The organism is Nisaea nitritireducens (genome assembly GCF_014904795.1).
Classification (GTDB): domain Bacteria; phylum Pseudomonadota; class Alphaproteobacteria; order Thalassobaculales; family Thalassobaculaceae; genus Nisaea; species Nisaea nitritireducens.
Window position 1 is genome coordinate 1 of record NZ_JACZFS010000074.1, and the last position, 25604, is coordinate 25604.

Annotated in this window: 27 protein-coding genes and 1 tRNA gene; 12 read left to right on the forward strand and 16 right to left on the reverse strand. The window is 62.0% G+C overall.

Translation table 11 applies throughout. From position 1 onward, the window contains the following. Positions 1–94 precede the first annotated feature (94 nt). Positions 95–520 carry a RidA family protein gene (locus IG629_RS21305; RefSeq protein WP_193173920.1) on the forward strand — a complete coding sequence of 142 codons (426 nt, stop codon included), beginning with the start codon at positions 95–97 and terminating at the stop codon, positions 518–520. Positions 521–529: 9 nt separating this feature from the next. Here IG629_RS21305 and IG629_RS21310 read toward each other — a convergent pair whose 3' ends face one another. Both IG629_RS21310 and IG629_RS21315 read right to left on the reverse strand, forming a co-directional pair. Beyond that, positions 530–1120, reverse strand: a complete 591-nt coding sequence (locus IG629_RS21310) for a GNAT family N-acetyltransferase (RefSeq protein WP_193173921.1) — start codon at positions 1118–1120, stop codon at positions 530–532. Next, positions 1120–2304 (reverse strand): DNA recombination protein RmuC, encoded by a 1185-nt coding sequence (locus IG629_RS21315; protein ID WP_193173922.1) that lies wholly within the window; start codon positions 2302–2304, stop codon positions 1120–1122. Before IG629_RS21315 ends, IG629_RS21310 begins: the two co-directional genes overlap by 1 nt. Before the next feature lie 164 nt (positions 2305–2468). Here IG629_RS21315 and def point away from each other — a divergent pair, with 164 nt between their 5' ends. Genes def through truA form a run of 3 tightly spaced genes read left to right on the forward strand, consistent with a single transcriptional unit; the run spans position 2469 to position 4740 of the window. Beyond that, positions 2469–2996: a peptide deformylase gene (gene def / locus IG629_RS21320; RefSeq protein WP_193173923.1), complete on the forward strand. Its 528-nt coding sequence runs from the start codon at positions 2469–2471 to the stop codon at positions 2994–2996. Between the two features lie 33 nt (positions 2997–3029). Then, positions 3030–3995, forward strand: coding sequence for a methionyl-tRNA formyltransferase (fmt, locus tag IG629_RS21325; protein ID WP_193173924.1), 966 nt, complete (start codon positions 3030–3032; stop codon positions 3993–3995). Positions 3996–3999: 4 nt separating this feature from the next. Next, the gene (gene truA / locus IG629_RS21330) at positions 4000–4740 is read left to right on the forward strand and encodes a tRNA pseudouridine(38-40) synthase TruA (RefSeq protein ID WP_193173925.1); all 741 of its coding nucleotides are present in this window, start codon (positions 4000–4002) and stop codon (positions 4738–4740) included. A gap of 6 nt (positions 4741–4746) precedes the next feature. Here truA and IG629_RS21335 read toward each other — a convergent pair whose 3' ends face one another. The 4 genes from IG629_RS21335 to IG629_RS21350 form a co-directional block, all read right to left on the reverse strand. Further along, positions 4747–5325, reverse strand: coding sequence for a hypothetical protein (locus IG629_RS21335; protein ID WP_193173926.1), 579 nt, complete (start codon positions 5323–5325; stop codon positions 4747–4749). Positions 5326–5330: 5 nt separating this feature from the next. Beyond that, on the reverse strand, positions 5331–6485 hold the full coding sequence (dapE, locus tag IG629_RS21340) for a succinyl-diaminopimelate desuccinylase (protein WP_226887006.1): 1155 nt from the start codon (positions 6483–6485) through the stop codon (positions 5331–5333). Positions 6486–6495: 10 nt separating this feature from the next. Then, positions 6496–7356 (reverse strand): 2,3,4,5-tetrahydropyridine-2,6-dicarboxylate N-succinyltransferase, encoded by an 861-nt coding sequence (dapD, locus tag IG629_RS21345; protein WP_193173928.1) that lies wholly within the window; start codon positions 7354–7356, stop codon positions 6496–6498. Positions 7357–7448: 92 nt separating this feature from the next. Further along, entirely contained in the window at positions 7449–8204 is a 756-nt protein-coding gene (locus tag IG629_RS21350; RefSeq protein ID WP_193173929.1) for an SDR family NAD(P)-dependent oxidoreductase, read from the reverse strand. 76 nt (positions 8205–8280) lie between these two features. On the opposite strand from IG629_RS21350, the gene IG629_RS21355 reads away from it, so the two are divergent. Then, entirely contained in the window at positions 8281–9198 is a 918-nt protein-coding gene (locus tag IG629_RS21355; protein WP_193173930.1) for a LysR substrate-binding domain-containing protein, read from the forward strand. Between the two features lie 183 nt (positions 9199–9381). Beyond that, positions 9382–10596 (forward strand): multidrug effflux MFS transporter, encoded by a 1215-nt coding sequence (locus IG629_RS21360; protein WP_193173931.1) that lies wholly within the window; start codon positions 9382–9384, stop codon positions 10594–10596. 3 nt (positions 10597–10599) lie between these two features. Here the strand turns inward: IG629_RS21360 and IG629_RS21365 are convergent, their stop codons facing one another. Then, on the reverse strand, positions 10600–11271 hold the full coding sequence (locus tag IG629_RS21365; RefSeq protein WP_193173932.1) for a pyrimidine 5'-nucleotidase: 672 nt from the start codon (positions 11269–11271) through the stop codon (positions 10600–10602). A 121-nt stretch (positions 11272–11392) separates the two neighbouring features. On the opposite strand from IG629_RS21365, the gene IG629_RS21370 reads away from it, so the two are divergent. Further along, positions 11393–13147 carry a sensor domain-containing diguanylate cyclase gene (locus IG629_RS21370; RefSeq protein WP_193173933.1) on the forward strand — a complete coding sequence of 585 codons (1755 nt, stop codon included), beginning with the start codon at positions 11393–11395 and terminating at the stop codon, positions 13145–13147. Continuing rightward, positions 13137–14429 carry a DUF2336 domain-containing protein gene (locus tag IG629_RS21375; protein ID WP_193173934.1) on the forward strand — a complete coding sequence of 431 codons (1293 nt, stop codon included), beginning with the start codon at positions 13137–13139 and terminating at the stop codon, positions 14427–14429. The genes IG629_RS21370 and IG629_RS21375 overlap by 11 nt, the downstream gene beginning before the upstream one ends. A 10-nt stretch (positions 14430–14439) precedes the next feature. Here IG629_RS21375 and IG629_RS21380 read toward each other — a convergent pair whose 3' ends face one another. The 7 genes from IG629_RS21380 to rpmH all read right to left on the reverse strand — a co-directional run bounded on the left by IG629_RS21380 (position 14440) and on the right by rpmH (position 19215). Further along, positions 14440–14775, reverse strand: a complete 336-nt coding sequence (locus IG629_RS21380; protein ID WP_193173935.1) for a hypothetical protein — start codon at positions 14773–14775, stop codon at positions 14440–14442. A 264-nt stretch (positions 14776–15039) separates the two neighbouring features. Then, positions 15040–15948 (reverse strand): acetylglutamate kinase, encoded by a 909-nt coding sequence (argB, locus tag IG629_RS21385; RefSeq protein ID WP_193173936.1) that lies wholly within the window; start codon positions 15946–15948, stop codon positions 15040–15042. Between the two features lie 18 nt (positions 15949–15966). Further along, positions 15967–16605, reverse strand: a complete 639-nt coding sequence (gene yihA / locus IG629_RS21390; protein ID WP_193173937.1) for a ribosome biogenesis GTP-binding protein YihA/YsxC — start codon at positions 16603–16605, stop codon at positions 15967–15969. A gap of 7 nt (positions 16606–16612) precedes the next feature. Next, a complete protein-coding gene (gene yidC, locus IG629_RS21395) occupies positions 16613–18367 on the reverse strand; it encodes a membrane protein insertase YidC (RefSeq protein ID WP_193173938.1) in 1755 nt (584 codons plus the stop codon). Next, the gene (gene yidD, locus IG629_RS21400) at positions 18364–18648 is read right to left on the reverse strand and encodes a membrane protein insertion efficiency factor YidD (protein ID WP_193173939.1); all 285 of its coding nucleotides are present in this window, start codon (positions 18646–18648) and stop codon (positions 18364–18366) included. The genes yidC and yidD overlap by 4 nt, the downstream gene beginning before the upstream one ends. Continuing rightward, positions 18645–19022 carry a ribonuclease P protein component gene (gene rnpA, locus IG629_RS21405; RefSeq protein ID WP_193173985.1) on the reverse strand — a complete coding sequence of 126 codons (378 nt, stop codon included), beginning with the start codon at positions 19020–19022 and terminating at the stop codon, positions 18645–18647. Before rnpA ends, yidD begins: the two co-directional genes overlap by 4 nt. Before the next feature lie 58 nt (positions 19023–19080). Continuing rightward, positions 19081–19215, reverse strand: a complete 135-nt coding sequence (gene rpmH, locus IG629_RS21410) for a 50S ribosomal protein L34 (RefSeq protein ID WP_028467499.1) — start codon at positions 19213–19215, stop codon at positions 19081–19083. 253 nt (positions 19216–19468) lie between these two features. Between rpmH and IG629_RS21415 the strand changes: the two genes are divergently transcribed. The 3 genes from IG629_RS21415 (at position 19469) to IG629_RS21425 (ending at position 23208) form a co-directional block, all read left to right on the forward strand. Continuing rightward, entirely contained in the window at positions 19469–20926 is a 1458-nt protein-coding gene (locus IG629_RS21415; protein WP_193173940.1) for a dihydrolipoyl dehydrogenase family protein, read from the forward strand. A gap of 36 nt (positions 20927–20962) precedes the next feature. Further along, positions 20963–22369, forward strand: coding sequence for a sensor histidine kinase (locus IG629_RS21420; RefSeq protein ID WP_193173941.1), 1407 nt, complete (start codon positions 20963–20965; stop codon positions 22367–22369). A 110-nt stretch (positions 22370–22479) separates the two neighbouring features. After that, positions 22480–23208, forward strand: a complete 729-nt coding sequence (locus IG629_RS21425; protein WP_193173942.1) for a Crp/Fnr family transcriptional regulator — start codon at positions 22480–22482, stop codon at positions 23206–23208. Positions 23209–23235: 27 nt separating this feature from the next. Here the strand turns inward: IG629_RS21425 and gpt are convergent, their stop codons facing one another. Continuing rightward, on the reverse strand, positions 23236–23742 hold the full coding sequence (gene gpt, locus IG629_RS21430) for a xanthine phosphoribosyltransferase (RefSeq protein WP_193173943.1): 507 nt from the start codon (positions 23740–23742) through the stop codon (positions 23236–23238). 231 nt (positions 23743–23973) lie between these two features. Then, positions 23974–25023: a hypothetical protein gene (locus tag IG629_RS21435; protein WP_319025150.1), complete on the reverse strand. Its 1050-nt coding sequence runs from the start codon at positions 25021–25023 to the stop codon at positions 23974–23976. A gap of 503 nt (positions 25024–25526) precedes the next feature. On the opposite strand from IG629_RS21435, the gene IG629_RS21440 reads away from it, so the two are divergent. After that, a tRNA-Arg gene (locus tag IG629_RS21440) sits at positions 25527–25603 on the forward strand. Position 25604 lies beyond the last annotated feature (1 nt).

The following is a 25604-nucleotide window of genomic DNA, read 5'->3' on the forward strand; positions in this document are numbered from 1 at the left end:
TCAGCGCCGCCAAGGGCGTCGCCGGACAGGCACAGTCCCTCGACCGCGAGGTCAAAACATTCCTCGAAAAAGTCAGATCGGATAACTGATCACGATGACAGGCGCCATCCGCATTTCACCTCCGAACGTATGGTCCGATGAAGATTTCCCCTTCTCTCAGGCGGTGGTGGAGCCCCTCGGGAGAAGGGTGCATCTGACCGGACAGGTGGCATGGAATGCGGATGGCGAGATTGTCGGGCCGGACGATCCAGAAACTCAGACGGGCGTTGCGATCGATAATATCGAAACCGTGCTGGCGGCTCTCGGCGGCCAGCTTTCGGACATTGTCTCGACCACGCTTTATTACGTTCGGGATGAAGATCTTCCGGCGATCCAGAATGTCCGTATGCGCCGTTTCTCGAAAGCGCACGGGCCCGCTGCAACCGGCGTCAAGGTCGCAGGCCTGGTGGACCCGGGCCTGTTGGTGGAGCTGACAGTCATAGCGGTCATTCCGGAAGAACGGTTTAAGACGCCCGCCTGAGCTTCCTGGCTATTCAGCCTCCGGAGTACCGGTCCATTCCCGAGCCAGAATGGCGTAGATGAAATCTTCCGCCCAGACACCCTTGAAGAACTCGCTCTCGCGAAAATGGGCTTCCCGCTTCATCCCGAGCTTCTGCATCAGCCGCCAGGATGCCGTATTACGGGCATCGCAATGCGCCCTGATCCGGTGCATTCCGAAATGCCGGAAGCCTAGATCCAGCGCTGCAATCGCGGCCTCCCGCGCATAACCCTTGCCGTGATAGCGGGGATCGAAGACATAGCCGATCTCGCCCTGCAAATGCTCGATGCTGATGATCTGCAGCTTCAGGTTTCCGAGATAGGCACCATCCGACCGCCGCTCGACAGCCAGCGTGAGCTGGTCTCCATCCTCGTCAAAACGGGAGACGGACATGTATTTGGCCAAGAGCCCCGGTGCCTCTTCCTCAGTCAGCGGATCGCCATAGAGCAGCTCCACCACATCCGGATTGGAACGCAGCCGGAAAAGGTTCTCGAGGTCATCCTCCCGGTGGGCCCTTATGCACAGCCGTTCCGTCAGAACCGGAAGCTCAACGGTCCGGCTTTTCAGAACGCCCGGCCCCATCAATCCCTCTCAAGTGGCAGGGCGTCGACCTTACCCAGAAGATCCTCCGCAACATCACCGGAACTCTCCAGAGTACCTAGCTCGATCTCCTCGATCCGCTCGCTGCGCTTTATCACCTTGCCGGTCGAGATCCGGATATCGCGGATATCCTTCTCGGCCTGATGGAAGTGAGTTTCCAGCTTGCCTACCCGGTCGTCCAGCCGCCCGACATCGTTCAGCATGATCCTGACCTCGGCCTGGATGACATGCGCCTGCTCGCGCATACGTGCGTCCTTCAGGACGGCCCGAACCGTATTCAGCGTCGCCATCAGCGTCGTTGGCGAGACGATCCAGACCCGTTCCTTCCAGGATTGCTCGACCACCTGAGGCAGGTTGGCATGCAGTTCGGCATAGATCGCTTCGGACGGCAGGAACATCAGCGCCGATTCAGCGGTTTCGCCGGGCACGATGTAGCGCGATGAGATATCTTTTACGTGCTTCAGGATCGCCACAGCCATCTGCTTGCGTGCGGTCTCCCGCTCGACATCGTTCGTCGCCCGGCTCAGCGCGTGATAGCTCTCCAGCGGGAACTTGGCGTCGATGGCGATGGAGCCCGGCGGGTTCGGCAGATCGATCAGGCAGTCGACCCGGCGGTTATCGCCGATCTGCACCTGAAACCGGTAGGCGTTCGGCGGCAGGATCGATTTGACCAGATCGTTGAGCTGGATTTCCCCGAAAGCACCGCGCGCCTGCTTGTTGGAGAGAATGTCCTGCAGACCGACCACCTGGGTGGACAGCTCGGTGATGTTCTTCTGCGCCGTGTCGATAACGGCCAGACGCTGCTGCAGCTCGGACAGGCTGGTCTGCGCCTTGGTGCTGGATTTCTCCAGGCTCTCGCCGACCTTCTTCGAGACATCGGCCAGACGCTCGTCCAGACGCTTGGTTACCTCGCGCTCCTGCACCTGCATCAGCTCGGCGATACGGGCCTGCGCGGCCGCATGGTTCTCGGAAAGCTGCGTCACCCTCCCCGCGAGTTCCGCCTGTGCGGCGGCGGCACGTTCCGCCTGCTCCGCCTGGCGCCGGGCCGCCTCTTCCAGCGCCGCCGCGAGCAGCGGGTCCGTGCCCCGGCCCTTCAGCAGCACGATCACGGCCAGCAGAACCGCGGCAGCAGCCACGGCCGCCAGAATCAGCGTCAGTCCATCCATCTCGGCACCTTCATCCCAAACGGTCCAGCAAGCCCTTTCGGCGAATCACCATTCTACCACGTCCGGCCCAAGGAAACGGGGGATCGAACAGGCCCGCAATGCTTGACCTCTGCAGACCGATCCCCTACCTGAAGGGCTGCTGGCAACAAATTCGACACACTTTTATGAGCACGCGCGACATCGTCTGGGCACCTGATCGGGTCCTGAAAACCAACTGCACTCCGGTGGCGGAGATCGACGGCGATATCCGTCAGCTCCTCGACGACATGCTGGAGACCATGTATGCCGCGCCCGGCATCGGGCTGGCGGCGCCGCAGGTTGGTCTGACCAAGCGGCTGCTCGTGGTGGATATCTCACGCGACGACGAGGAAAACAGCCCCCTCAAGGTGATCAATCCGGAGATCGTCTGGTCCTCCGAGGATCTGAACACCTATGAGGAAGGTTGCCTCTCCCTGCCCGGTCACTACGCCGAAGTCACCCGCCCGGCCCAGATTACGATGCAGTTCCTCGACGAGACCGGCGCGGAACAGCGGATGGATGCGGACGGCCTGCTGGCGACCTGCCTGCAGCACGAGCTCGACCACCTGAACGGCGTGCTGTTCATCGATCATATCTCCGCCCTGAAGCGGAACATGATCCTGAAGAAGATGATCAAGGCGAAGAAACAGCGTGAAGAAGACGAGGCGGCCTGACGCCGGCCTCTCCTGCCTCAGAACGGATAGAACATGACCGGGTCCGCCCCGCTTCCCGCCGCCGGCATACCGCTCCGGCTCGCCTTCATGGGCACTCCCGACTTCTCCGTGCCCGTTCTGGAAGCGCTGATTGCCGCAGGGCACGAGATCGCCGCCGTCTACAGCCAACCGCCACGCCCCGCCGGACGCGGCAAGAAAGAGCGGAAATCTCCCGTGCATGAGGCAGCCGAAGCGCACGATATCCCCGTCTTCACCCCGCTCTCGCTGAAAAATGCGGACGAGCATGCACGGTTCCGCGACCTTGCTCTCGATGCCGCCGTGGTCGTCGCTTACGGCCTGATCCTGCCGAAGGAAATCCTCGACGCGCCGCGCCTCGGTTGCGTCAACGTCCATGCCTCCCTGTTGCCCCGCTGGCGCGGTGCCGCGCCGATCCAGCGGGCAATCCTCGCCGGCGACACGGAGACCGGCGTCACCATCATGGCGATGGACGAGGGGCTCGATACCGGCGCCATGCTTCTGGCGGAAACCGTGCCGATCACAGCGGAGACCACCGGCGAGACCCTGCATGACGCACTTTCGGCCCTTGGCGCCAAACTGATCGTCCCGGCCCTGGCCGGACTGGCGGAAGGCTATCTGGAAGCGACACCGCAACCGGATGAGGGCGTGACCTACGCTGAAAAACTCACCCGCGAGACAGGCCATCTCGATTTCGCACAGGAGGCTGCCACTCTGGAGCGCACCATCCGCGCCCTCGCTCCCTGGCCCGGCGCCTGGTTCGAGCTCGACGGCGCCCGCTTCAAGGTGTTCGCGGCCGAGGTGCTGGAACTTGGAGCCCTCGGCAACGATCCCGGCACCGTGCTGGACGAGGAGCTCACCGTTTCCTGCGCGAAGGATGCCCTGCGCATCACCCGCTTGCAGCGGCCCGGCAAGGCACCAATGGATGCGGCCGATCTGCTGCGTGGCTATGACGGGCTGACGCCCGGCACAAGGCTCGGCTGACCCCATGCCCCGCTTCAGGATCACAATCGAATATGACGGCGGCGGTCTTTCCGGCTGGCAGCGTCAGGCCAACGGGCCGTCGATCCAGCAGGCGCTGGAAGAGGCCGTAAAAGCCTTCTCCGGCGAAGCCGCCGAAGTGATCGGCGCGGGTCGGACCGATGCGGGTGTGCATGCCCTGGCGCAGGTCGCCCATTTCGATCTTGAATCGGACCGCTTCAATGCCGAGACAGTGATGAAGGCGGTGAATTACCACCTGAAGCCCGCTGCCATCGTCATCCGCCATGCAGTAGAGGCTGAGCCGGATTTTCACTCCCGCTTTTCCGCCACCCGGCGGTCCTATCTCTACCGCATCCTGAACCGGCCGGCGCCGGCGGCGCTCGATCGCGGCCGGGTCTGGCACGTGCCGCAGGAGCTTGATGCCGCCGCCATGCATGAGGCGGCGCAGGCGCTCGTCGGCAAGCACGACTTCACCACTTTCCGGGCCAAGCACTGTCAGGCGCAGTCACCGGAGAAAACCCTGGATGTGCTGACGGTCAGCCGGGTCGGCGAGGAGATCCACCTGAACGCCCATGCCCGCTCCTTCCTGCACCACCAAATCCGCAACATCACCGGCACTTTGCGTCTGGTCGGCGAAGGTAAATGGAACCGGCGGAGCGTGGAGAAGGCCCTGGCGGCGAAAGACCGGGCCGCGGGCGGGCCGACGGCACCGCCGGACGGGCTCTATCTGGTTTCGGTCGAATACTGAGCGCGGTCACATACTGGCCGCGACACTCTCCAGCAGCAGATAAGAAACCAACGAGACCATCTCGTCCGCCAGGACGAAGCCGAAGGCCATCAGCGCTGAAACACCGAGCAACTGCCGGGCCCAGCGGTACATCAGGAACAGCAGGCCCACCCAGACAAACACACTCAGGCTTTCGGCAAGATCCGCTACAGGTCCCTCACCGGCACGGATCACTGTGAGCGCGCAAAAGAGATACCCGAACGGAAGCGTTACCCAGTTATAGGGCACCAGAAGATCGAGAATGCGGTCAAGCGCACCGATCTTCTCTGCGATGATGCAGGCGACCAAAGGGAATACCAGCCAATAGATCGCGTAGCGCAGGGCGTAGCTGACCCAGTCGAGCAAGCCGCCGTCGAGCCATGCCGCCCCACCGTTCACGACGTCGGACAGCACGAAGGCAGGCAAGGCGAGCGCGGCCGCGAAGAAGGACCGGAAGAAACCGGCTTCGCTACGATCGAACAGATCGATGGCGCCAGGCCGGCCAAGCGCCAGACACCAGCAGCCATAGACCGCGCGGATGATTTCGGCAGGGCCCGGCACGGCCATCGGGATCAGGCCCGCGCCGCGTCGAAGAATTTTTCCAGCGCACTCTCGTATATCGCCGTCAGCGCCTCGATATCCGCGACCATCACATGCTCGTCCGTCTTGTGCATGGTCTGGCCGACAATACCGAACTCGACTACAGGGCAGAACTTGCGGATGAAACGCGCATCAGAGGTGCCACCGGAAGTGCTGAGCTCCGGCTCCTTGCCGGTCACGTCCTTCACCGCCGCAGCGACCGCATCGCTGAGCGGGCCGGGTTCGGTGACAAATGCGTTCGAGGTGCATTCAATGCGGAGATCGTAGCGCCCGCCGACCGCATCGAACATGGCGCGGAATTTCGCCTCGAGACTTTCCGCCGTGTGCAGATCGTTGAAACGGACATTGAAGGTCGCACTGGTCTTGGCCGGGATCACGTTGTTTGCCGGATTGCCGGTATCGACCGTGGCAATGGCCACCGTGGTCGGCTGGAAATGCTCCGTGCCCTCGTCCAGCACGCCTTCCGTCAGCGGCTCCAGCATCTTCACGAGACGATGGATCGGATTGTCCGCCAGTTGCGGATAGGCGGTGTGGCCTTGCGTCCCGTGCACCGTCAGATAGCCGGTGAAGCTGCCGCGCCGGCCGATCTTCATCATCTGGCCAAGGAATTCCGGATTGGTCGGCTCGCCGACGATGCAGGCGTCGATGCTCTCGCCCTCTTCCGCCATCCAGTCCAGCACCTTCACGGTGCCGTTAATCGCCGGGCCTTCTTCGTCACCGGTGATCAGGAAGGATATCGAGCCGGCAAAATCGGTGCCGTGCTTGCCCACATAACTTGCCGCCGCCGCTGCAAAGCAGGCGACACCGGATTTCATGTCGGAGCTGCCACGGCCATAGAGCCGGCCGTCGCGGATCTCGCCGGAGAAGGGCGGCGCCACCCAGTCCGCCGCATCGCCCGGCGGCACCACATCGGTATGTCCGGCAAAGCAGATGTTCGGCGCCCCGGTGCCGATCCGGGCATAGAGGTTTTCGACGTCCGGCGTGCCCTCTTCGTGAAAGGTCATGCGCCGGCAGGTGAAGCCGTGCGCCGTCAGCTCTTTCTCAAGCAGTGCAAGAGCGCCGCCTTCAACGGGCGTCACGCTCTCGCAGCGGACAAGATCCTGGGTCAGCCGGACCGGGTCGATCAGAACGTACACATCAATCCCGCAGCAGATCGTTGATCGAGGTCTTGGAGCGGGTCTGGGCATCGACGCGCTTGACGATCACAGCGCAGGAAAGCGACGGGCCCGGCGTTCCGTCCGGCAGCGGCTTGCCTGGCAGGGAGCCCGGCACCACGACGGAATAGGACGGCACCCGGCCGACGAAGATCTCGCCCGTGTCGCGGTCGATGATCTTGGTGGTGGCGGAGATGAAGACGCCCATGGAGAGCACCGCGCCCTCCTCGACGATCACACCCTCGACCACCTCGGAGCGGGCGCCGATGAAGCAATTGTCCTCGATGATCACCGGGGAGGCCTGCAAGGGCTCCAGCACGCCGCCAATGCCGACGCCGCCGGACAGATGCACATTCTTGCCGATCTGGGCGCAGGAGCCGACCGTGGCCCAGGTATCGACCATCGTGCCTTCGTCCACATAGGCGCCGAGATTGACGAAGCTCGGCATCAGAACGACGCCCTTGGCGATGAAGGCGGAGCGGCGGACAACACAGTTCGGCACCGCGCGGAAGCCGGCCTCACGGAACCGGTTGGCACCCCAGCCAGCGAACTTGGACGGAACCTTGTCCCACCAGACGGACGGGCCGAGATCGCCATCGACCGGACCGCCCGGAACAATGTCCATGTCGTTGAGCCGGAAGGACAGCAGCACCGCCTTCTTCGCCCACTCGTTCACCTGCCATTTATGATCGCCAAGCGGCTGGGCTGTCCGGATGGAGCCATCGTCGAGACCGGCCAGCGCCTGCTCGACCGCCTCGCGGATCTCGCCCTTGGTTTCCAGACCGACATTGTCCCGGTCGTCCCAGGCCGCATTGATCACTGTTTCGAGTTGGCTCGCGCTCATCGCCTCACACCCCATAACCTGCATGAAATTCGAGGCGCAACATGAGCACGCGGCGGATTTCTGTCAATCTGTGCAGCGTTGCTTTTTTGGCATCATGGCGCGAAGTAGGCACCGCCATTCTGGTGGATCACCTGCCCGGTGATGTATCCCGCGTCCGGACTGCAGAGAAATGCAACGGTCGCGGCGATCTCCTGCGCATTGCCCGGACGCCCGGCCGGAACATCCCTCACGAAATCGTCGATACGAGCCGGATCCCATGCGGCGGTGAATTCCGTCCCGGCAACAAGGCCGGGCGCAATGGCATTCACCGTGATCCCGTCGCCCGAGAATTCCCGCGCCAAACCGACCGTGAGACCGTTCACTCCGGCCTTGCTCGCGGCGTAGATTGCCGATCCCTGGCTCCGTCCCCCGGTATAGGCGGCGATAGAGCCGATATTCACGATGCGTCCGTCGGGTCTCTTCAGGAATGGCGCGACAGCCATGGATATCTGGAAAGCGCCAGTCAGATTGGTTGCCAGAACCTCGTCCCAGTTCGCCCAAAGCTGCTTCAACTCAAGGTCTGCGGCCCCGTTCCGGGCAATGCCCGCATTGTTGACCAGCACAGTCACCTTCGAGCCGCTGCTTTGCAGATCGCCGACCAACCGGCCAAGCGAAGCCCGATCCGTAACATCCAGGGCATAAGGCAACAATGACGGCCCCATCTTCTCCGCCAGACCTTCCAGCTTTGACAGAGTGCGGCCGATACACAGAACTGCGCCCTGCCCGGCCAGCCGCGCGGCAACCGCCGCTCCAATGCCGGTTCCGGCACCGGTGACAATCGCAAGTTCTTTCGGGAAAGAGGCTTTCATGATCGCGTTCTCCATTCGATTGAGACGCGCCCTTTTTGACGTTCGAAAACCATTTCATCCAATATATGATTTAAGCATGTTTGATATATTCCTTAGGCTAAACATCAGCCTCCGCCAGCTGCACCAGTTCGCCGTGGTTGCACGTGAGCTGCATTTTGGCCGCGCGGCGGCACAGCTGCACATGACCCAACCTCCACTCAGCATGGCCATTCAAAGCCTTGAAACCTCTCTTGGCGTCAGACTGTTCGAGCGCACGAACCGGCAGGTTTCCCTGACCGAAGCGGGCACGGCCTTCCTTACCGAGGTCGAGCAAATCGCAGAGAAACTGGATCTTGCGGTGAACAGGGCCAAGAAGGTCTCTGCGGGTGAAGAAGGAGAGATCCGGCTGGGGGTGCTTCCATCCTGCAGCGTCCTGCCGGAGGTCCTCCGTACCGTCAGGAAGGAGCGGCCCGGTCTTGCCATCGATCTTCGCGAAGCGACGACCGCCGAGCAGCTCGCATTGATCCGGGACCGGCGCATCGACGCGGGATTGATACGTCCGCCTGTCGCCTACCCCGAAGATCTGGAGCATCTGGTCGTCGCAACGCAACCTCTCGTCGCCGCGCTGCCGGACGATCACCACCTGAGCAAACTGCCGGCGATTCCAATAGACGCGTTCCGCCAGGAGCGCTTCATCGGGACACCTACAGACAACGCGAACGGCCTTCATGGCCGGATCAGTGCATTGACCGCAGCCAGCGAGTTCGAGCCGAACGTTGTTCAAGTGGTCCGCGAAATTCCAACCGTCATGGCGCTGGTCGCCGGCGGCCTTGGCGTCTCCATCATACCAAAAAGCGGGCTTGAAACCGGCTATTCGGGCGTCACCATCCGGCCCATAGAAATGCCTGCGGGAGCACCGCCGCCGGAAATTGCCCTCTGGCTCGCCTGGTCAAGGCACAATGGCCGCGAGCCGCTGCATGGTTTTCTGGAAGCGCTGAGGCCGACATTGACCTAGCGCCGTTGGCTGTTAATCTCTCTCGCCATGAGGATGATGCAGGTAAGTGTCGTAGTGGGAAGGCGCATGGGCAAGGCGGCGTAGCCGCCGGGCGAAAGCACCCATGCGCGGTAAGCAGGCCCCTTCCGGGGCCTTTTTCATGACCTGAGCCATCCCTCTCCGAAACCGCCGGCGATACTCCCCATGCCAAGCCCTCACCACGGACCGCGCCTGTCCACGCTGATCCTGCTCTCGGCGCTCTGCATCCTGCCCATCAACATTTTCCTTCCGTCGCTGACGAACATGGCCGCCGAATTCGGTGTGGAATACAGTGTGATCGGTCTCTCGCTGGCTGCCTATGCCGCCGCGTCCGCCGTCCTGCAGATCGTCCTGGGGCCCCTGTCCGACAGGTTCGGGCGCCGGCCGGTTATCCTTTCCGGCCTCGTACTCTTCATGATCGCCACGGCGGGATGCATTTTCGCGCCGGATATCTGGACCTTCCTCGGATGCAGGTTGCTCCAGGCCGTGATCGCTCCGACCTATGCCGTGGCCCTCGCCGTCATCCGGGATACGACCGGCAAGGAAGAGGCCGCGAGCAAGATCGGGTATGTCGCGATGTCCTGGGCCGTGGCACCCATGCTCGGCCCAAGTTTGGGCGGGTTGCTCGACGAGATGTTCGGATGGCGCGCCAGCTTCTGGTTCCTCGAAGCCTTCGGACTTGCCGTCTTTGCCCTGTGCTGGATGGACCTGAAGGAAACGAACCACTCCCGCTCCGTTTCCATGAGCGCACAGTTCCGCACCTACCCCAAGCTGCTCGTTTCCGGGCGGTTCTGGTCCTATGCGCTCTGCATGGCCTTCTCGGTCGGCGCCTTCTTCGCCTTCCTTGCCGGCGCACCACTCGCCGCCGGAGCTGCTTTCGGTCTCTCGCCCGCGGCACTCGGCCTCGGCATGGGGTCAATCACGGCAGGCTTCATGTTCGGAAGTTTTCTCTCCGGGCGATTCGCCGGGAGGGTCCCGCTAACGACCATGATGCTTGCCGGGCGCGCCCTCGCCTGCGCGGGCCTGCTTCTCGGACTGGTGCTGTATGCCATGCAGATCGATCACATCATGGCGCTGTTCGGTCCCTGCATGCTGGTCGGTGTGTCCAACGGACTGACCCTTCCGAGCGCGAATGCCGGCGCTATCTCGGTACATCCAAAGCTCACCGGCAGCGCAGCTGGCCTGGCGAGCGCCATCACCGTGGCTGGCGGCGCCACCATGGCATCGGTCGCCAGCGCCGTCCTGACGGCTGAGAACGCCCGTTACGCGCTTCTTCTCGTGATGCTCGGATCGGCGGTAATCGCTCTTGCCGCGGCTATGGCCGCGCACCGCCTCGATAGGATTGTCCAACCGGCAAGCCCAGACGGCCCGGTAGCGTAGTGTTCAGGCCTGTAGCGGCCCGGACAGACCGTTCAGCCAATCCGTCAGATCGTCGGCGACATGATGGACGTAATCCTGCTCCGCTCCCTCCTTCGCCCAGTCGAGCGTGCCGGAGAGCCAGACCGTCGTCATGCCGAGCGCGGCCGCCGGTTCCAGATTGCGGGCCATGTCCTCGACCATGACGCAGCGCGCGGGATCGAGGCGATGCCGGGACACCAGCGTGTCGTAGGGGCCGGGATTCGGTTTCGGCACGTAATCGGCAGCAACAATATCGAAAACGTCCTCGAAATGATGGTCGACGCCGATCTGCCCCATGATCCGCCGCGCGTGGGGAACCGAGCCGTTCGTGTAGATGATTTTCCGCCCCGGCAGGCGGGCGATGGCCGCCTCCAGCGCGTGGTTCGGCTCGATATCCGCGACATCGATGTCATGCACGAAATGGAGATATTCCTCGCCATCGATACCGTGCTCCGCCATCAGGCCGTTCAGAGTCGTCCCGTAGCGCCGGAACATGTCCTTCTGCAATGCGCGGGCAGGCTCGTGCTCGAGCGAGAAACGGTTCTGGACATACTCCGTTATCCGCACGGAAACACGGGCAAATATGTTGCTCCCGGCGGGATAGAGCGTGTTGTCCAGATCGAAGATCCAGGTTTCGACGTGATCAGGATCCAGCATTCGCTTGTCTTTTAGCGGATTGTTATCTTTCATCGCCCTAGAGTGGCGGCTCGCACCGGCGCAGGCAAGTATGGCGGCGGTTATCGCCCCGGGCACGGGGTAGCGGCGAGGGAAACGCGACGTGACAAGGCAAGAAGGCGGCACCGGCGCGATGGACAGCAAAGAGCTGAAGGAACTTGCAGGGGCCGATTCGGGCCAGATACTGCACCTGCTGGAAGACGGCGCACCGCTCTTCCAGTATCCGGGGCCGATTCTGCTGCTGGACCGGGAAAAGAATATTATCGGCGCGAACCCGGCTGCGATGTCTCTGGTCCACGGCATCATGTCCGGCAGCGCTCTGTCGGTCATCGCGCTTGTCAGCGCCACGCTCTCCAGCGGCGGCCGCCCCCAGAACATGAAGATCCTGGACGAGGAAGCGGGGCGCACAACCGATATCACCGCCCTGCCGGTCGATAGCGGGGATCATGTGCTGCTGTTGGGCCGGGATATCTCCCTCGACCAGAACCTGCGCAATGCGCTCGTCGAATCCCGGCAGCGCTACAAGGACCTGGTCGAGATCTCCAGCGACTTCGCCTGGGAAACCGACATCAACGGAAAATTCGTCTTCGTCTCCACCTCGGGCGCGCTCGGCTACGAGCCGGACGAGCTGGTCGGCCATGTCGCCGACGACTTCGTCAGCAAAATCGACGGCATCCAGGTGGTGACCCCCTTTAACGCGAAAGAACCTTCAACCGGGATCGAGTTCCGGTTCCGCCGGGCAGACGGCAGCATCGCCGAACTGGAAGCCTCCGCCGCACCGCTGCACACCGATGACGGCGACTGGCTCGGCGCACGCGGTGTTTGCCGGGACATGACCGAGGCACGCCGACGCGATGCGGCACTGGCAAAAGCGCGAAACCGGGAACGGCTGATGGCCTATATCGTGCGGACCATCCGCGACGAAATGGACCCGAAAGCGATGCTTGCCTCCGCCGCCCGCGCGATTGCCCGCTCCCTTGCCTCCGACGGCTGCGTGATCTGCCGCAGGACGGATACCGGCAACCTGACGGTCGCCGCCGAACTCGGCAGCGCACCCGAGACTTTCCTCGCCGATCTGCTCAAATCCGGGGCCGAGACGCTGACCCCGGCCACGCTGACCGATGCGGAGGGTGTGAATATCCTCTCCTACCCGACCGGGTATCACCAGAAAGCGAACGGCGCGGTGGTCCTTTGGCGGGACCATGTCGGCGGTGCCTGGAACGAGGATGACAGCGACCTGATGAAGGAGGTTTCGAACCAGATCGGCATCGCCATCGAGCAGGTCGCCTCGCACGAAAACCTGGAACTGCTGTCGACCACGGACCCGCTGACCAAACTGCTGAACCGGCGCACCTTCCAGCAGCGTCTCGACGACCGGCTGGCAAAGGCCGGTGAAGGTGGCGCGCTGATTTATGTCGATCTGGATAACTTCAAGCTGGTGAACGACAATCTCGGTCATCAGATGGGCGACAAGGTGCTGCTGGACGTCGCCGCCATGCTGCATGACGCTGCCGGGAAGCAGGACATGCCGGCCCGGCTCGGAGGCGACGAGTTCGTGATCTGGTTCGGTAGCGCCGATCGGGAGGCTGCACGCGGCAAGGCCGAAGGACTGCTCAAAGCCGCTGGCACTTTGGCGCAGTATGCCGTGGACGAGACCCGCAAGGTTGGCATGTCGATCGGTATCGCCTGCATCGCCGGGCAGCCCGACGCGCCATCAGAGAATGCGGAAAGCCTGGTCGCCCGCGCGGACGAGGCGATGTATGAGATCAAGCATGGCGGCAAGAACGCCTATGCCTTTGCAAAAGACCCGGGGGCAAAAGACCCGGAAGAAAGCGGAGACCGCAGTGATGGCCACTGAACCGAAGCGGCGGATGAGCGACAAGGAGAAGGCCGTTTACGAAAAGGCAAAGAACCTTGCCGCGAGTCAGGATCTGGCGGAACGCCGGCGTCTCGCGGAAGATCACCTGACACCGCCGGAAATCCTGTTTTTCCTGGCCGAAGACGATGATCACGGGATCCGGGAAGCCGTGGCCGCCAACACGGCGACACCGCGCCATGCCGACCAGTTTCTCGCGCAGGACGAGAGCGAGGATGTCCGCTCCATCGTTGCCCGCAAGGTCGCGGCGATTGCCCCGAACCTGAGCTCGGAGCGGCGGGACAGTATCCGCAAGCTGACCGTCGAGGTCCTGGAGACCCTGGCACAGGATCAGGTCGACCGTGTCCGGGCTGTTCTCGCGGACGCGGTAAAGGACCTGCCGGACGCCCCACCGGAGCTGGTCAGCCGCGTCATCGAAGTGCTGGCACGCGACACAGCGCTCTCTGTCTCCGGCCCAATCCTGGAACATTCTCCGCTGCTGGCGGACGAGTTGCTTGTCGAGATTATCCAGAACGAGCCTGTAGCCGGCGCGCTCTCCGCCATCTCGCGCCGTCAGACGGTGTCCGAACGGGTGTCGGACGCTGTCATTTCCGCAAAAGACGATGCCGCCATCGCCGATCTTCTGGGCAACGATTCCGCCCAGATCCGCGAAGAAACGCTGGACGAGCTGATCGAGGCCGCGCCGGATCGTCCGGTGCTGCACCGCCCTCTGGTGACACGGCCGAAACTGCTCGGCCGCCATGCGATAAGTCTCGCCAAATTCGTCGGTTATGCACTGGTCGCCGAACTCAGCAAACGCGCGGACCTTGGCGCCGAAACATCGGCTCACCTTGCAGCCGAGATCGAGAAACGGCTGGCTGAGAACCCGGCGCTGGCCGAGGGAGACGGCATCGTGACCGGGCGCGAACGGGCCCGGCAAATGTACGAAAACGGGACATTGACCGAAGAGGCAGTGCGCGATGCTGTTAGCGAAGGCAAACGGCCCTTCGTGCTGGCCGCGTTCGAACACATCACCGGCCTGTCGGAAGACGCGGTGCACAGCCTTGCCTCGTCGATCAATCCGAAAGCCGTGATCGCACTGGTCTGGAAAGCCGGTTACAGCATGGAGTTCGCCGTTCAGCTTCAGGTCCGGTTGGCGAACATTCCGCCTGAGAAGGCACTGCAGCCGACCGAGGAGGGCGGCTTCCCGCTCAGCGACGATCAGCTTTCCTGGCAGATCGAACTGGTGAGCGAGGAAACCGAAGAGGCGGAGGAAGACGCCTAGAGGGCGCCGCTCAGGAAGCCACTTCGGGCTTCGCCGGCTTGTTTTCTTCTTTCTGCCAGTCGTTACCGGCGGAAATCACGCAAGTCTGCCCGCCAGGCGTCGAAACGGCGATGGTCCAGCTTCCGGTCTCGGAGCTGAAGACCTGCACGAAGTTACCGGCGCCATCGAAACCGGAGGCAGAAACCGCCTCGCCATATTTCTTTCCGAGCTGCTTGACCAGATCCCCGTGCTGGGTGCACAGCCGCGGGTCCATCGCACTGGCCGGAGCGACGAAAGAAACGGTCCCGGCGATAATTGCGGCGGCGCCGATGCAACGCTTCGCCTGAATTTCCAAGCTTCCACTCACGGCATTCTCCTTTCCGAGAAATGCGCCGATCCCAAGTGCGTCGTCCGACATACCGTCTCGCCGCAGCACTTTTTAGAGAAGCCCCTGAGGCTTCCCAATTGCTATGATTGTACGGAAGGATCGTTGACAAATCGCAAACGGGAATCCCGGCGATTTATACCGCTCGTTAAGAATAATAACGGCGAAAACGCCGTTATTTCCGTGTCTTGGAGGTTTTTTGCCGTTGCCGCGACGATCGCGGTACTACGGTTATCGCTGAATGGGTCAGCCGCGGATGATGGTCCCGACGCCATGCGGCGTGAACAGTTCGACCAGGCAGGCATGCGGCACGCGGCCGTCGAAAATGACAGCGGCGCGGGCACCGTTCTCGACCGCATCGATACAGGTCTCGATCTTCGGGATCATGCCACCGGAAATGGTGCCGTCCTCAATAAGCTTGCGCGCATCGCCAACGCTGAGTTCGGGGATCAGGTTGCCGTTCTTGTCCAGCACACCGGCCACATCGGTCAGCAGCAGGAACCGGGCCGCGTCAGAGGCGGAAGCGATAGCGCCCGCAGAAGTGTCCGCGTTTATGTTGTAAGTCTCGCCATCCTCGCCAAAGCCGATCGGCGCGATCACCGGGATCAGCCCGCCTTCGGCAAAGGTTTTCAGGATGCTCACATCCACACTCTCCGGCTCGCCGACAAACCCGAGATCGAGCACCTTCTCGATATTGCTGTCCGTATCGATTTTGGTGCGCCGCAGTTTGCGTGCGGTGATCAGATTGCCGTCCTTGCCGGAAATGCCGATGGCCCGGCCGCCGGCCTCATTGATGGCAGCGACGATGCTTTTGTTGATCGAGCCGGACAGAACCATTTCGACAATCTCGACCGTCGCGCTGTCCGTCACCCGGAGACCGTCGACGAATTCGCTCTTGATAGCCAGCCGTTCCAGCATCTTGCCGATCTGCGGGCCGCCGCCATGCACCACAATCGGGTTCATGCCGACTTGCTTCATCAGCACCATATCGGCGGCGAAGGATTTGAACAGATCGTCGTCGCCCATAGCGTGACCGCCGAACTTCACGGCAACCGTCTTGCCGCTGTACCGGCGCATGAACGGCAAGGCCTCGGTCAGAATACCGGCCTTGGAAAGCCATTCCTGCCGCAGTCCGTTCAAAGACGATTCGCTCATGTTTCTTTCCCCCAACGCTTATCCGTCAGCCAATGCGGCGAGCCCCGCTCTCAGCTCCGGTATGCCCGTTCCCTTATCGGCACTGGTGCAGACGATCACCGGATGCGCGGCGACGTGCTTTCGAAGCTCCGCCTCCGTCTCCGCCACGATCGCATCCAGCTCAGGTTTTTTAGGCTTGTCGACCTTGGTCAGAACGATTTGATAGGAAACCGCTGCCTGATCCAGCATGTCCATCATTTCGCGGTCCGTATCCTTCAGACCATGCCTGGAATCCACCAGCAGCAGCACACGCTGCAACACGGTACGCCCCTTGAGGAACTGACGCAGGGTCCGGTTCCAGGCAGCCACCGTCGTCTTGGAAACCTTGGCGTAGCCGTAACCCGGCAGATCCACGATCATCAACCGGTTGCCCAGATTGAAGAAGTTGAGCTGCTGTGTCCGGCCTGGCGTGTTCGATGTACGCGCCAGCGTCTTCCGGCCGGTCAGTGCGTTCACCAGACTCGACTTGCCGACATTGGAGCGCCCGGCGAAGGCGATTTCCGGCATGGTGGCTTCCGGCAACTGGTCAAGCCGCGCCGCGCCCCAGACAAAACCGCATTCCTGTGCGAACAGATGCCGTCCTGCTTCCAGTTCTTCCGGGTCCAGCTCTTCGGTCATCACACTCCTACTTGACGCCCATGCGCCACATGATGAGCCGCTGCTGGGCAATCGAAAGCAGGTTGTTCCAGGCCCAGTAGATCACCAGACCGGCCGGGAAATTCGCCAGCAGGAAGGTGAAGAAGATCGGCAGGAACATGAACACCTTGGCCTGGATCGGATCGGCCGGCTGCGGGTTCAGCCTCTGCTGCAGGAACATGGTCAGCCCCATCAGGATCGGCCAGATACCGATCATCGGAATGAATTCCGGCGGGGTCCAAGGGATCAGACCGAAGAAATTGAAGAGCGTTGTCGGATCCGGAGCGGAAAGATCGTGGACCCAGCCATAGAACGGCGCGTGGCGCATTTCGATGGAAACGAACAGCACCTTGTAGAGCGCGAAGAAGACCGGAATCTGGACAAGGATCGGCAAACAGCCGGACGCCGGATTGACCTTCTCCTTCTTGTAGAGCCCCATCATTTCCTGATTCAGGCGCTGCTTGTCATCGCCATACTGCTCGCGCAGGGCCTGCATCTTCGGCGTAAGCTCGCGCATTTTCGCCATCGATTTGTAGGACTTGTTGGCCAGCGGATAGAACACCGCCTTGACCGCGACCGTGAAGATCAGGATGGCAATGCCGAAGTTACCCACCACCCCATGCAGCCAGGAAAGCGCATAGAAGAACGGCTTCGTCAGGAAATAGAACCAGCCGAAATCAACCGCCAGATCGAAGTTTGCGATGCCGTATTCGGCTTCGTACTTGTCCAGCAGCTTGACCTCTTTCGCGCCGGCGAAGAGATGCACTTCGGATTCGACAGAGCCGCCCGCCGGGATTGCCCTGGCAGAGCCGAGATAATCCGTCTGATAGCGATCATCCTGCTGCCGGATCATGTGCATGAAGCGGTATTTGACGGCTTCATCCTGGGCCGGCACCAGAGCTGCCAGCCAATATTTGTCGGTAATCCCGATCCAGCCGCCGGTCGCGGCAACCTCAACGTCGCCGTCTTCCTGCAGATCGTCGTAATCGACTTCTTTCAGGGTCTCGTCGAACACACCGAGCGGGCCTTCGTGAAGGATGTAGAACCCGGCAGTCTGCGGTGTCCCGCCACGGGAAAGCAGGCCGTACGGGAACAGCGTCACAGGAGCGCTGCCGCTGTTCCGCACCTTCTGCGTCACGGAGAACATGAACTGGTTGTCGATGGCGTAGGTGCGCTCGAAGGTCAGCCCCGCGCCATTGTCCCAGGTCAGGGTAACCGGCTGGCCCGGGCTCAGCGTGTCGCTGTCGGTAGCCCAAACAGTCTTCGCATTCGGCACCGGCGTGCCCTCGGCCTCCGAAACCCAGCCGAACTCGGCGTAATAGGATTTCGGTACACCGACGGGCTTCAGCAGATGAATGTCGTCGCTGTCCTTGTCGAGGCTCTCCCGATAGTGCGTCAGGATCGTATCGTCGATCCGGGCCCCCACGGTCGAGATCGTGCCGCGCATACCTGGCGCTTCGATCCTGATCCGTTTCGGGTCGGCCGCGATTGCGCGCCGTGCCTGGACTGCATCCTCGGCCGACATCTTGGAGCTGCCCGGCAACGAGGCGCCTCCGACCGGCGCACCGGACGGGACGTTCGACGCCGAGGGTGCTGCGGAAGAGTCGGTTGTTCCGGAGGCCGTGAGCTCGGCCTGACGGGCCTGCTCCTGCTCGACCCTCGGAACTTCATAGAAAAACTGAAACCCGACCAGAATCGCCACTGACAGCACGACGGCGAAAATCAGGTTTTTTTGCTCGTTCATTGTTCGGCCCGACAATTGTGATGCATTCGGCGAGCGGCCCCATCCCGCTCGGGGACGGGATCATAGCCACAGCCGCCCCAGGGATGACAGCGCAGAATCCGTTTAACGGTAAGCCAGCCGCCGCGAAAGGCGCCGTGGCGCTCGATTGCGTCGAGACCATAGCGTGAACAACTCGGCTCGAAACGGCAATTGGTCCCGAGAAACGGGGAAATCATGTAGCGATAGAAAAGAATAATCCCGCGGAAAAGCCAGGCAAGCGGGGATCTGGTGGCGGAAGTCACGTCCGCACCTCCTGCTTGAGGGCATCCACCTTGCCGAGCGCACGCTTGAGATCGGCAAGCAGACCATCATAGGAGCGGGTCAGGGTATTCGCGCGGGCAATAAGGACAAATTCATGCCCCGGTATGGCCATCGCGTTCATTACATCATGAACCACGGCTCTCAGCCTTCGTCTTGCCCGGTTCCGCTGAACCGACCCGCCAACCTTGCGGCTGGCGGTATAGCCGACCTTGATCTCGGTCTCGTGACCGGGCTCAAGCGGGCGGGCCTGCAGGACAATTCCCTGCGTAACGGCCTTGCGTCCGGTCCGGGCAATCGTGAGGAACTGGCTGCGCTTTTGCAGGCGCTCCAACGTTCCGGAGGACGGATTGCGCATGGCAAAAGAGCTTTCTGAAATGCAGGCGACCCGGCCAGACTGGCCGGGCAGCAGCATTTTAGGCGGACAGACGCTTGCGGCCCTTGGAGCGCCGGTTGCGAATGACATGACGGCCGCCAACGGTCGCCATGCGGGACCGGAAGCCATGACGGCGCTTGCGTACGAGGACGCTGGGCTGATAGGTGCGTTTCACGGGAAGTCTCCGTCGACGTAAAATATAGCAATCTCGCGAGTGCCGGGCTGTATATAGTTTTGCCCTGCCCGAGTCAACGTGGGCGCGCACGGTATGTCACATAAATGCAGGGACAGTTCGGACGAACCCGGCATTTCCTCACGCCAAGGTGACTGGTTGTGCCTCGACCGGTGCGCGACATAGATGCGTTGAATACTGTGTCGCGGTTCGCGTTGGTGTTCCGCATTCTACATTCAGGAGCATACTCAGAGCGATGAAAACCGATACCCCCGACCGCCAGACCATCGAACAGGATATATCGGCGGATATCTGCGTTATCGGCGGTGGGTCGGGCGGATTATCCGTCGCCGCCGGCGCCGTGCAGATGGGCGCTTCGGTTGTGCTCTTCGAGCGCGGGCTGATGGGTGGGGACTGCCTCAACTACGGGTGCGTTCCCTCCAAGGCCATCCTTGCGGCCGGCCACGCCGCCGCCACGGCCCGGACGGCAGGGCGCTTCGGGGTCTCCCTGCCGGCGCCCGAGGTCGATTTCGGCAAGGTCCACGCCCATGTCCGCGACGTGATCGCCGGCATCGAGCCGCATGATTCCGTCGAACGGTTCGAGGAGCTCGGTGTCCGCGTCATCCAGGCGCAGGCAACTTTCTCGGATGCCCGTACGGTCAGCGGCGGCGGTTTCCGCGTTCGGGCTCGGCGTTTCGTGATCGCCACCGGGTCCAGCGCCATGATCCCGCCCATCGCCGGTCTCGATAGCGCGCCCTATCTGACCAACGAGACCATCTTCGATCTGACCGAGCGGCCGGATCACCTGCTCATCGTCGGCGGCGGTCCGATCGGTTGCGAGCTGGCCGAGGCGCATCGCAATCTCGGCGCGGACGTGACCCTTATCGAAGCCGCCCGCCTGCTCGGCAATGAAGACGAGGAAGCCGCAGAGGTCCTGCGCGTGCACCTGAAAGAGATCGGCGTCAGCCTTCTCGAAGGCGCAGTGGTGAAAGAGGTCGCCGGTTCTGAAGGAACTGTCCAGCTGTCCGTCGAGAAGGACGGCAAACAACAAAACGTAGATGGCAGTCACCTTCTGGTCGCAGCCGGTCGCAGCCCGAATATCAGCGGGCTCGGCCTGGAGGCCGCCGGGATCAAGCATGGCAGGGCCGGGATCGAGGTCGACGCCGGGCTAAAGACCAGCAACCGGAAGGTCTACGCCATCGGCGATGTCGCGGGCGGCCTGCAATTCACCCATGTCGCCGGTTATCACGCCAGCATCGTGATCCGCAGCGCCCTCTTCCGCATGCCTGCAAAAGCCGACCACAGCGCCGTGCCGCGCGTTACCTACACGGACCCCGAACTCGCCCATGTCGGCCTGCTGGAGCGGGAGGCGCGCGCACAGCATGGTGAGAAGCTGCGGGTGCTGAAATGGCCCTATCAGGAGAATGACCGGGCCAGGGCAGAACGCGTCACAGACGGCTTCATCAAGGTGATGACCCTCAAGAACGGAAAGGTTCTGGGTGCAACCATCGTCGGCAAGAATGCCGGGGACCTGATCCAGACATGGACCATGGTGATCGCCCAGAAGATCAAGATCGGCGCGGTCGCCTCTTCGATCGTCGCTTACCCTACATTGGGTGAAATCGGCAAGCGGGCCGCCGGATCCTTCTACACGGAGACGCTATTCAGCCCGCGCATACGCAAAATCGTCCGCTTCCTCGCCGCCTTCGGGTAAGCTTGCCCTGCGGGTTGCGTCGACGGACATGTGTACATGCTGGGCTTTGCCAACAGTCTCTCTTTCCGGCTCCTGCTGCTGACGGTGTTTTTCATCATGGTGGCGGAGGTGCTGATCTACACCCCGTCGATTTCACGGTACCGGTTGAGCTACCTGCAGGAGAAGCTGGCGGAGGGCCACCTCGCCGCATTGTCCGTCAAGGCGGCCCCGGACGGTATGGTGACAGAGATGCTGGCGCGCCAGTTGCTGGATCATGTGGACGCCTACAGCGTCGTGGCAAACGACGAATCCAATTTCATGCCGATGCTTCGGCGTGCCCAGGTTCCGGAGCCCGATATCGCCGTCGATCTCAGAAGCACCGGCGTTCTTACCCTGATCCTGGATGCGTTCGAGACCCTGGCACAGACCCGCAACCGGATCGTCCGGTTGCACGGCCAGTCTCCGCGAGACCCCGAGGTCTTTGTCACCATGCTGATCGACGAGCGGCCGATGCATATGGAGATGCTGGATTTCTCCTGGCGCATCCTCACGCTCTCGGTGGTGATCTCGCTCTTCACCGCAGCCCTTGTCTTCCTTTCCCTGCGCTGGCTGATGGTGCTTCCCATGCAACGCATCACCAGCAGCATGATTGCCTTCCGCCAACGCCCGGAAGACCCGACTTCCGACCTGCCGGCCTCCGACCGGCGGGACGAAATCGGCATCGCGGTCCGCGAGCTCGCCGATATGAAGCAGGGTGTCCGCCGGGCATTGCGGCAGAACATGCGACTGGCCACCCTCGGCACGGCTGTGAACAAGATCAATCACGACCTGCGTAACATGCTGGCCACCGCCACGCTGGTTTCGGACCGTTTCGCCGAGAGCTCCGACCCGTTCGTCCGCAAGGCGGTCCCGCCCTTCCTCAGGACGATCGACCGGGCAGTCAAACTCTGCTCGGACACTCTGAACTTCACCCAGGAATCGGTCCCCCTGATGACCGAACGTGTGACGCTGAAGGCCCTGCTCGACGATATTATCCCGGAATTGAGGACCTCGACTGCGGAAGGCGATTTGGCCATCGAGATCGATGAGCCACCCGGTGTTCTGGTTACGGTCGACACCGACCAGATTTACCGGATTTTCGCCAACCTGGCCTCGAACGCCTCCCGGGCGGGAGCGACCCGTTTCCACATCGGATTCGAGCATGACAGCGGGACGCTGACACTTCTGTTCGAAGATAACGGCCCCGGCATTCCAGAGCCTATCCGCGAAAAACTGTTTTTACCTTTCCAGCTTTCCGGACATGGCGGCGGCTCCGGGCTCGGGCTGGCAATCGCCCGCGATATTGCACGCGCGCATGGTGGGGCACTTTTCCTGGCCAGTACCGGCGCAATAGGCAGTAGCTTCCGGCTTGAATTACCCTGCCCGACGACAAGGCGGTCAAGCGATAGCACACGCGCAGCATGATGACTCACGCCGAGCCGCTTCCACCCGGCGGCCGAAACCGTTAGTGTTGGGTCAGTCATAGCCACCGGATCGATCACAGATCCCTTGACTGGCACGGACCGGAGCATCGGATGCAAAGCATTTCGGGAGAAAATAGCGCACCCGCAGCGACCGGCTCGCCGTGCGATGATTGCAATATTCGCGATCTCGCCATCTGCGGCGCGCTCCGGGCGGATGAAGTGCAGCGCCTTACAGGCATACTCTCCTCGGTTGAATTGGCGGCAGGCGATCCGATCGTCGATGAAGGTGAGCCGGCGGACTATGTTTATACACTGACGGGGGGAACCGTCCGTCTCTACAAACTGCTGGCCGATGGCCGCCGCTCCGTAACAGGGTTCCTCTTCCCAGGCGATTTTCTCGGCGTGTCCTATCGCGACGCTTATGGCTTCGGCGCCGAGGCGATAACACCCACGACGCTCTGCCGGTTCCCGCGTCCTCAACTCGAAGCCCTGCTTCGGGAAATTCCCACGCTTGAGCATCGGCTGTTCGCCCGCGCGTCCGAGGAAATGAGCCTGATGCAGGAGCAGATCGTCCTGCTTGGCCGGAAGACCGCAGCGGAACGCGTTGCCTCCTTCTTCCGGGGCCTTTCGGCCCGGCAGGTGAAGCGCCATTTGCCCGCAAATCCGGTTTCCGTGCCCATGACCCGGACGGACATCGCGGATTATCTCGGCCTGACCACGGAAACGGTCAGCCGGACTATTACCAACTTAAAGAAAAAGAAGCTTATTTCCGTCGAGCACGGGTCCCGGGTCCGGATCGAGGATGAAGAGCTGCTCGACGAACTCGCCGAAGCCCTTTAGCACCACACTCTTTGGCGCTGGAGCCCTTTACCGGCGGAGCGAGGAGATCGGCTCGACAGGGCGCGGCTCCAGATCCCACGGGAAGTGAATCCAGGTATCCTGACTGACCTCGGTCACGAAAGTGTCGACCAGCGGCCGGCCGGCCGGCTTGGCATAAACCGTCGCAAAATGAGCTTGTGGCAACATGGCCCGCACAGCCTTCGCGGTCTCCCCGGTATCAACCAGATCGTCAACGATCAGCCAGCCGGTGCCGTCACCCGCGATGTCGCATTTTTTCATCATGCGGATGGTGCCACGCTCCTTGTCGGAGCCATCGACCCCGTAGGACGCGGCGCTGACCGTGTCGATAATCCGGATATTGAGCTCGCGGGCGACAACGGCGGCCGGGACGAGGCCGCCGCGCGTGATGGCAACAATCCCGTCGAATGGACCGACTTCCGTCAGCCGCCAGGCCAAAGCCTTTGCGGTTCGGTGAAGCTCTTCCCAGCTGACCGGGAAGGACTTGTTGAAAGAAGCCTGTTCATCACTCGGCATGGCACGTACCCATCAACGTCACATTGAGATGCGGCGACATAGCGCGACCGGCCGCATTCCGCAACGCTGAATGCCCTGACCGTATTGCTAATAACCCGCCCGGACCGATAATTGTGCCGCCCTCGATCTGTCTGACGAACGGCGCCTGGAGCCAGGCGGATACATTTGGCGTATGAAAAAAGCGCCGCCCGAAGATCGGACGGCGCTTTTCTTATCTTTTATTTGCTGGCCCTAGCGGACGAACAAACGAACTTCATTGCCCGTCGTATCGCTGGCCGTGGTCGCCGACAGAGCCACCCGGCTCGGCGGCAGCCCCATATCGGTCAAGGCACGAAGGACATCCTGCGCATTCTTCCGTGCCTTGCTGGTATCGAGCGCAGCCTGCGCCGAGGAACCGCTGGACGGAGAAACCGCCACAAGGTCGAAAGACGCATCCGGGCGGCGTTCCAGGGCCCGGCTGACGGCAGTGTAGAGCGCCTGCTGGTAGTTCACGTTGCTCCGGTCGAACCGGATAACCACCAGCGGCCGCCGGGATCCGGTGGCAGAACTCAGACCGCGTGTCGGCGCGATCGGCGTCGCTGTCGCTGTGGCACCGCCAATCCCGTAAGTCCGGGAAGCGAGGCTGGTACCGAAGAACTCACCGTTCTTGATGGCCAGAGCCAGCGTGTTCAGATCGTTCCGTTCGGTCGCCACATAACGGCTCTGGCGGCGGATATCGTCGCTCAGCTCGGTCAGCAAACGGTCAACCAGAACAACAGTCCTGTTGACGTCATCCTCGAGAATTTCGAGCTGGCGATGATCCTCGTCGACGGCGCCGGAAAGCCCGAAGGCGGCCCGTGTGGCGTCGAGCAGGTAGGTCGACAGCGCGGCATCGGCCGCGACGCGGTTCGAAAGGTCGTTCATATCGCCGATATCGGCATTCACCTGTTCGAGCAAACGCTGCGATTCGTTCCAGGAGGTGACCAGCATCGGGTTACCCGGCGTGGTACCGACCTGCAACCGCGAGCGGATCGTCGCAACGGACTGATGATAGACCTGCGCATTGCCGATTGTCCGCTGACGGACGTTCTGCAGGTCGCCGTTATGGCTCCGTATGGATTCCTGCAAACGCCGGAGATCGTCCCGGAGCTGCACCACCTTGTTACCGACAAAGGTGCCGGTAGCGGCCCCTGGTCTAGGTGGCTGGACCTCGAAGTTTGTGTTGTTCAGACTAAGCGGCTGTTGTCCATTTGCACTCAGCGGCTGGGCCGAAAGTTCGCCGGCAGACGGCTGAATCGCCACCTGAGAAGGCGCTTGCCCGGAAGTCTGAGCGGCTCCGGCGGGAGCTTCGCCTGAAAGGCTCGGCCACAATGCATCGGATGAGAAAGAACAGCCCCCAAGAAGGAGAACCATTGCGCCCAGGACAACGAGCGACGAGCGATTAAGAATCATAGGACGCTGTCACCTTGTAAATAGGTGTTATGTTTGCCGCGGTTTCAGGTAGATCCGTCCGACCGACCAATGCCGACCCCCCTAGCAATGAGCCCCGGCGATCCGCCCTTTCGGGTAGGAGTCCCCGCCTCCGTCCACCCCCGACCGGTACGGGTTAAAGACGGTGGAAGAAGCTTGCCGACGCAGTCCCCCACTGATGGTATCCGCAAGCCGCGAAATTCGTAGGGATAGTAACCAATGCCAATCAGGCCTACAAGTTGTTTTGCCAGACGATTCCGTAAGATAAGCGCTTGCGTTTCCAAATCGGCTTGAGTATGTTCCGGCCTCCTTCGGGAGCGACATGCTTCCCAGGGGCGCCCGTAGCTCAGCTGGATAGAGTGCTTGACTACGAATCAAGAGGTCGGGAGTTCGAATCTTCCCGGGCGCGCCAT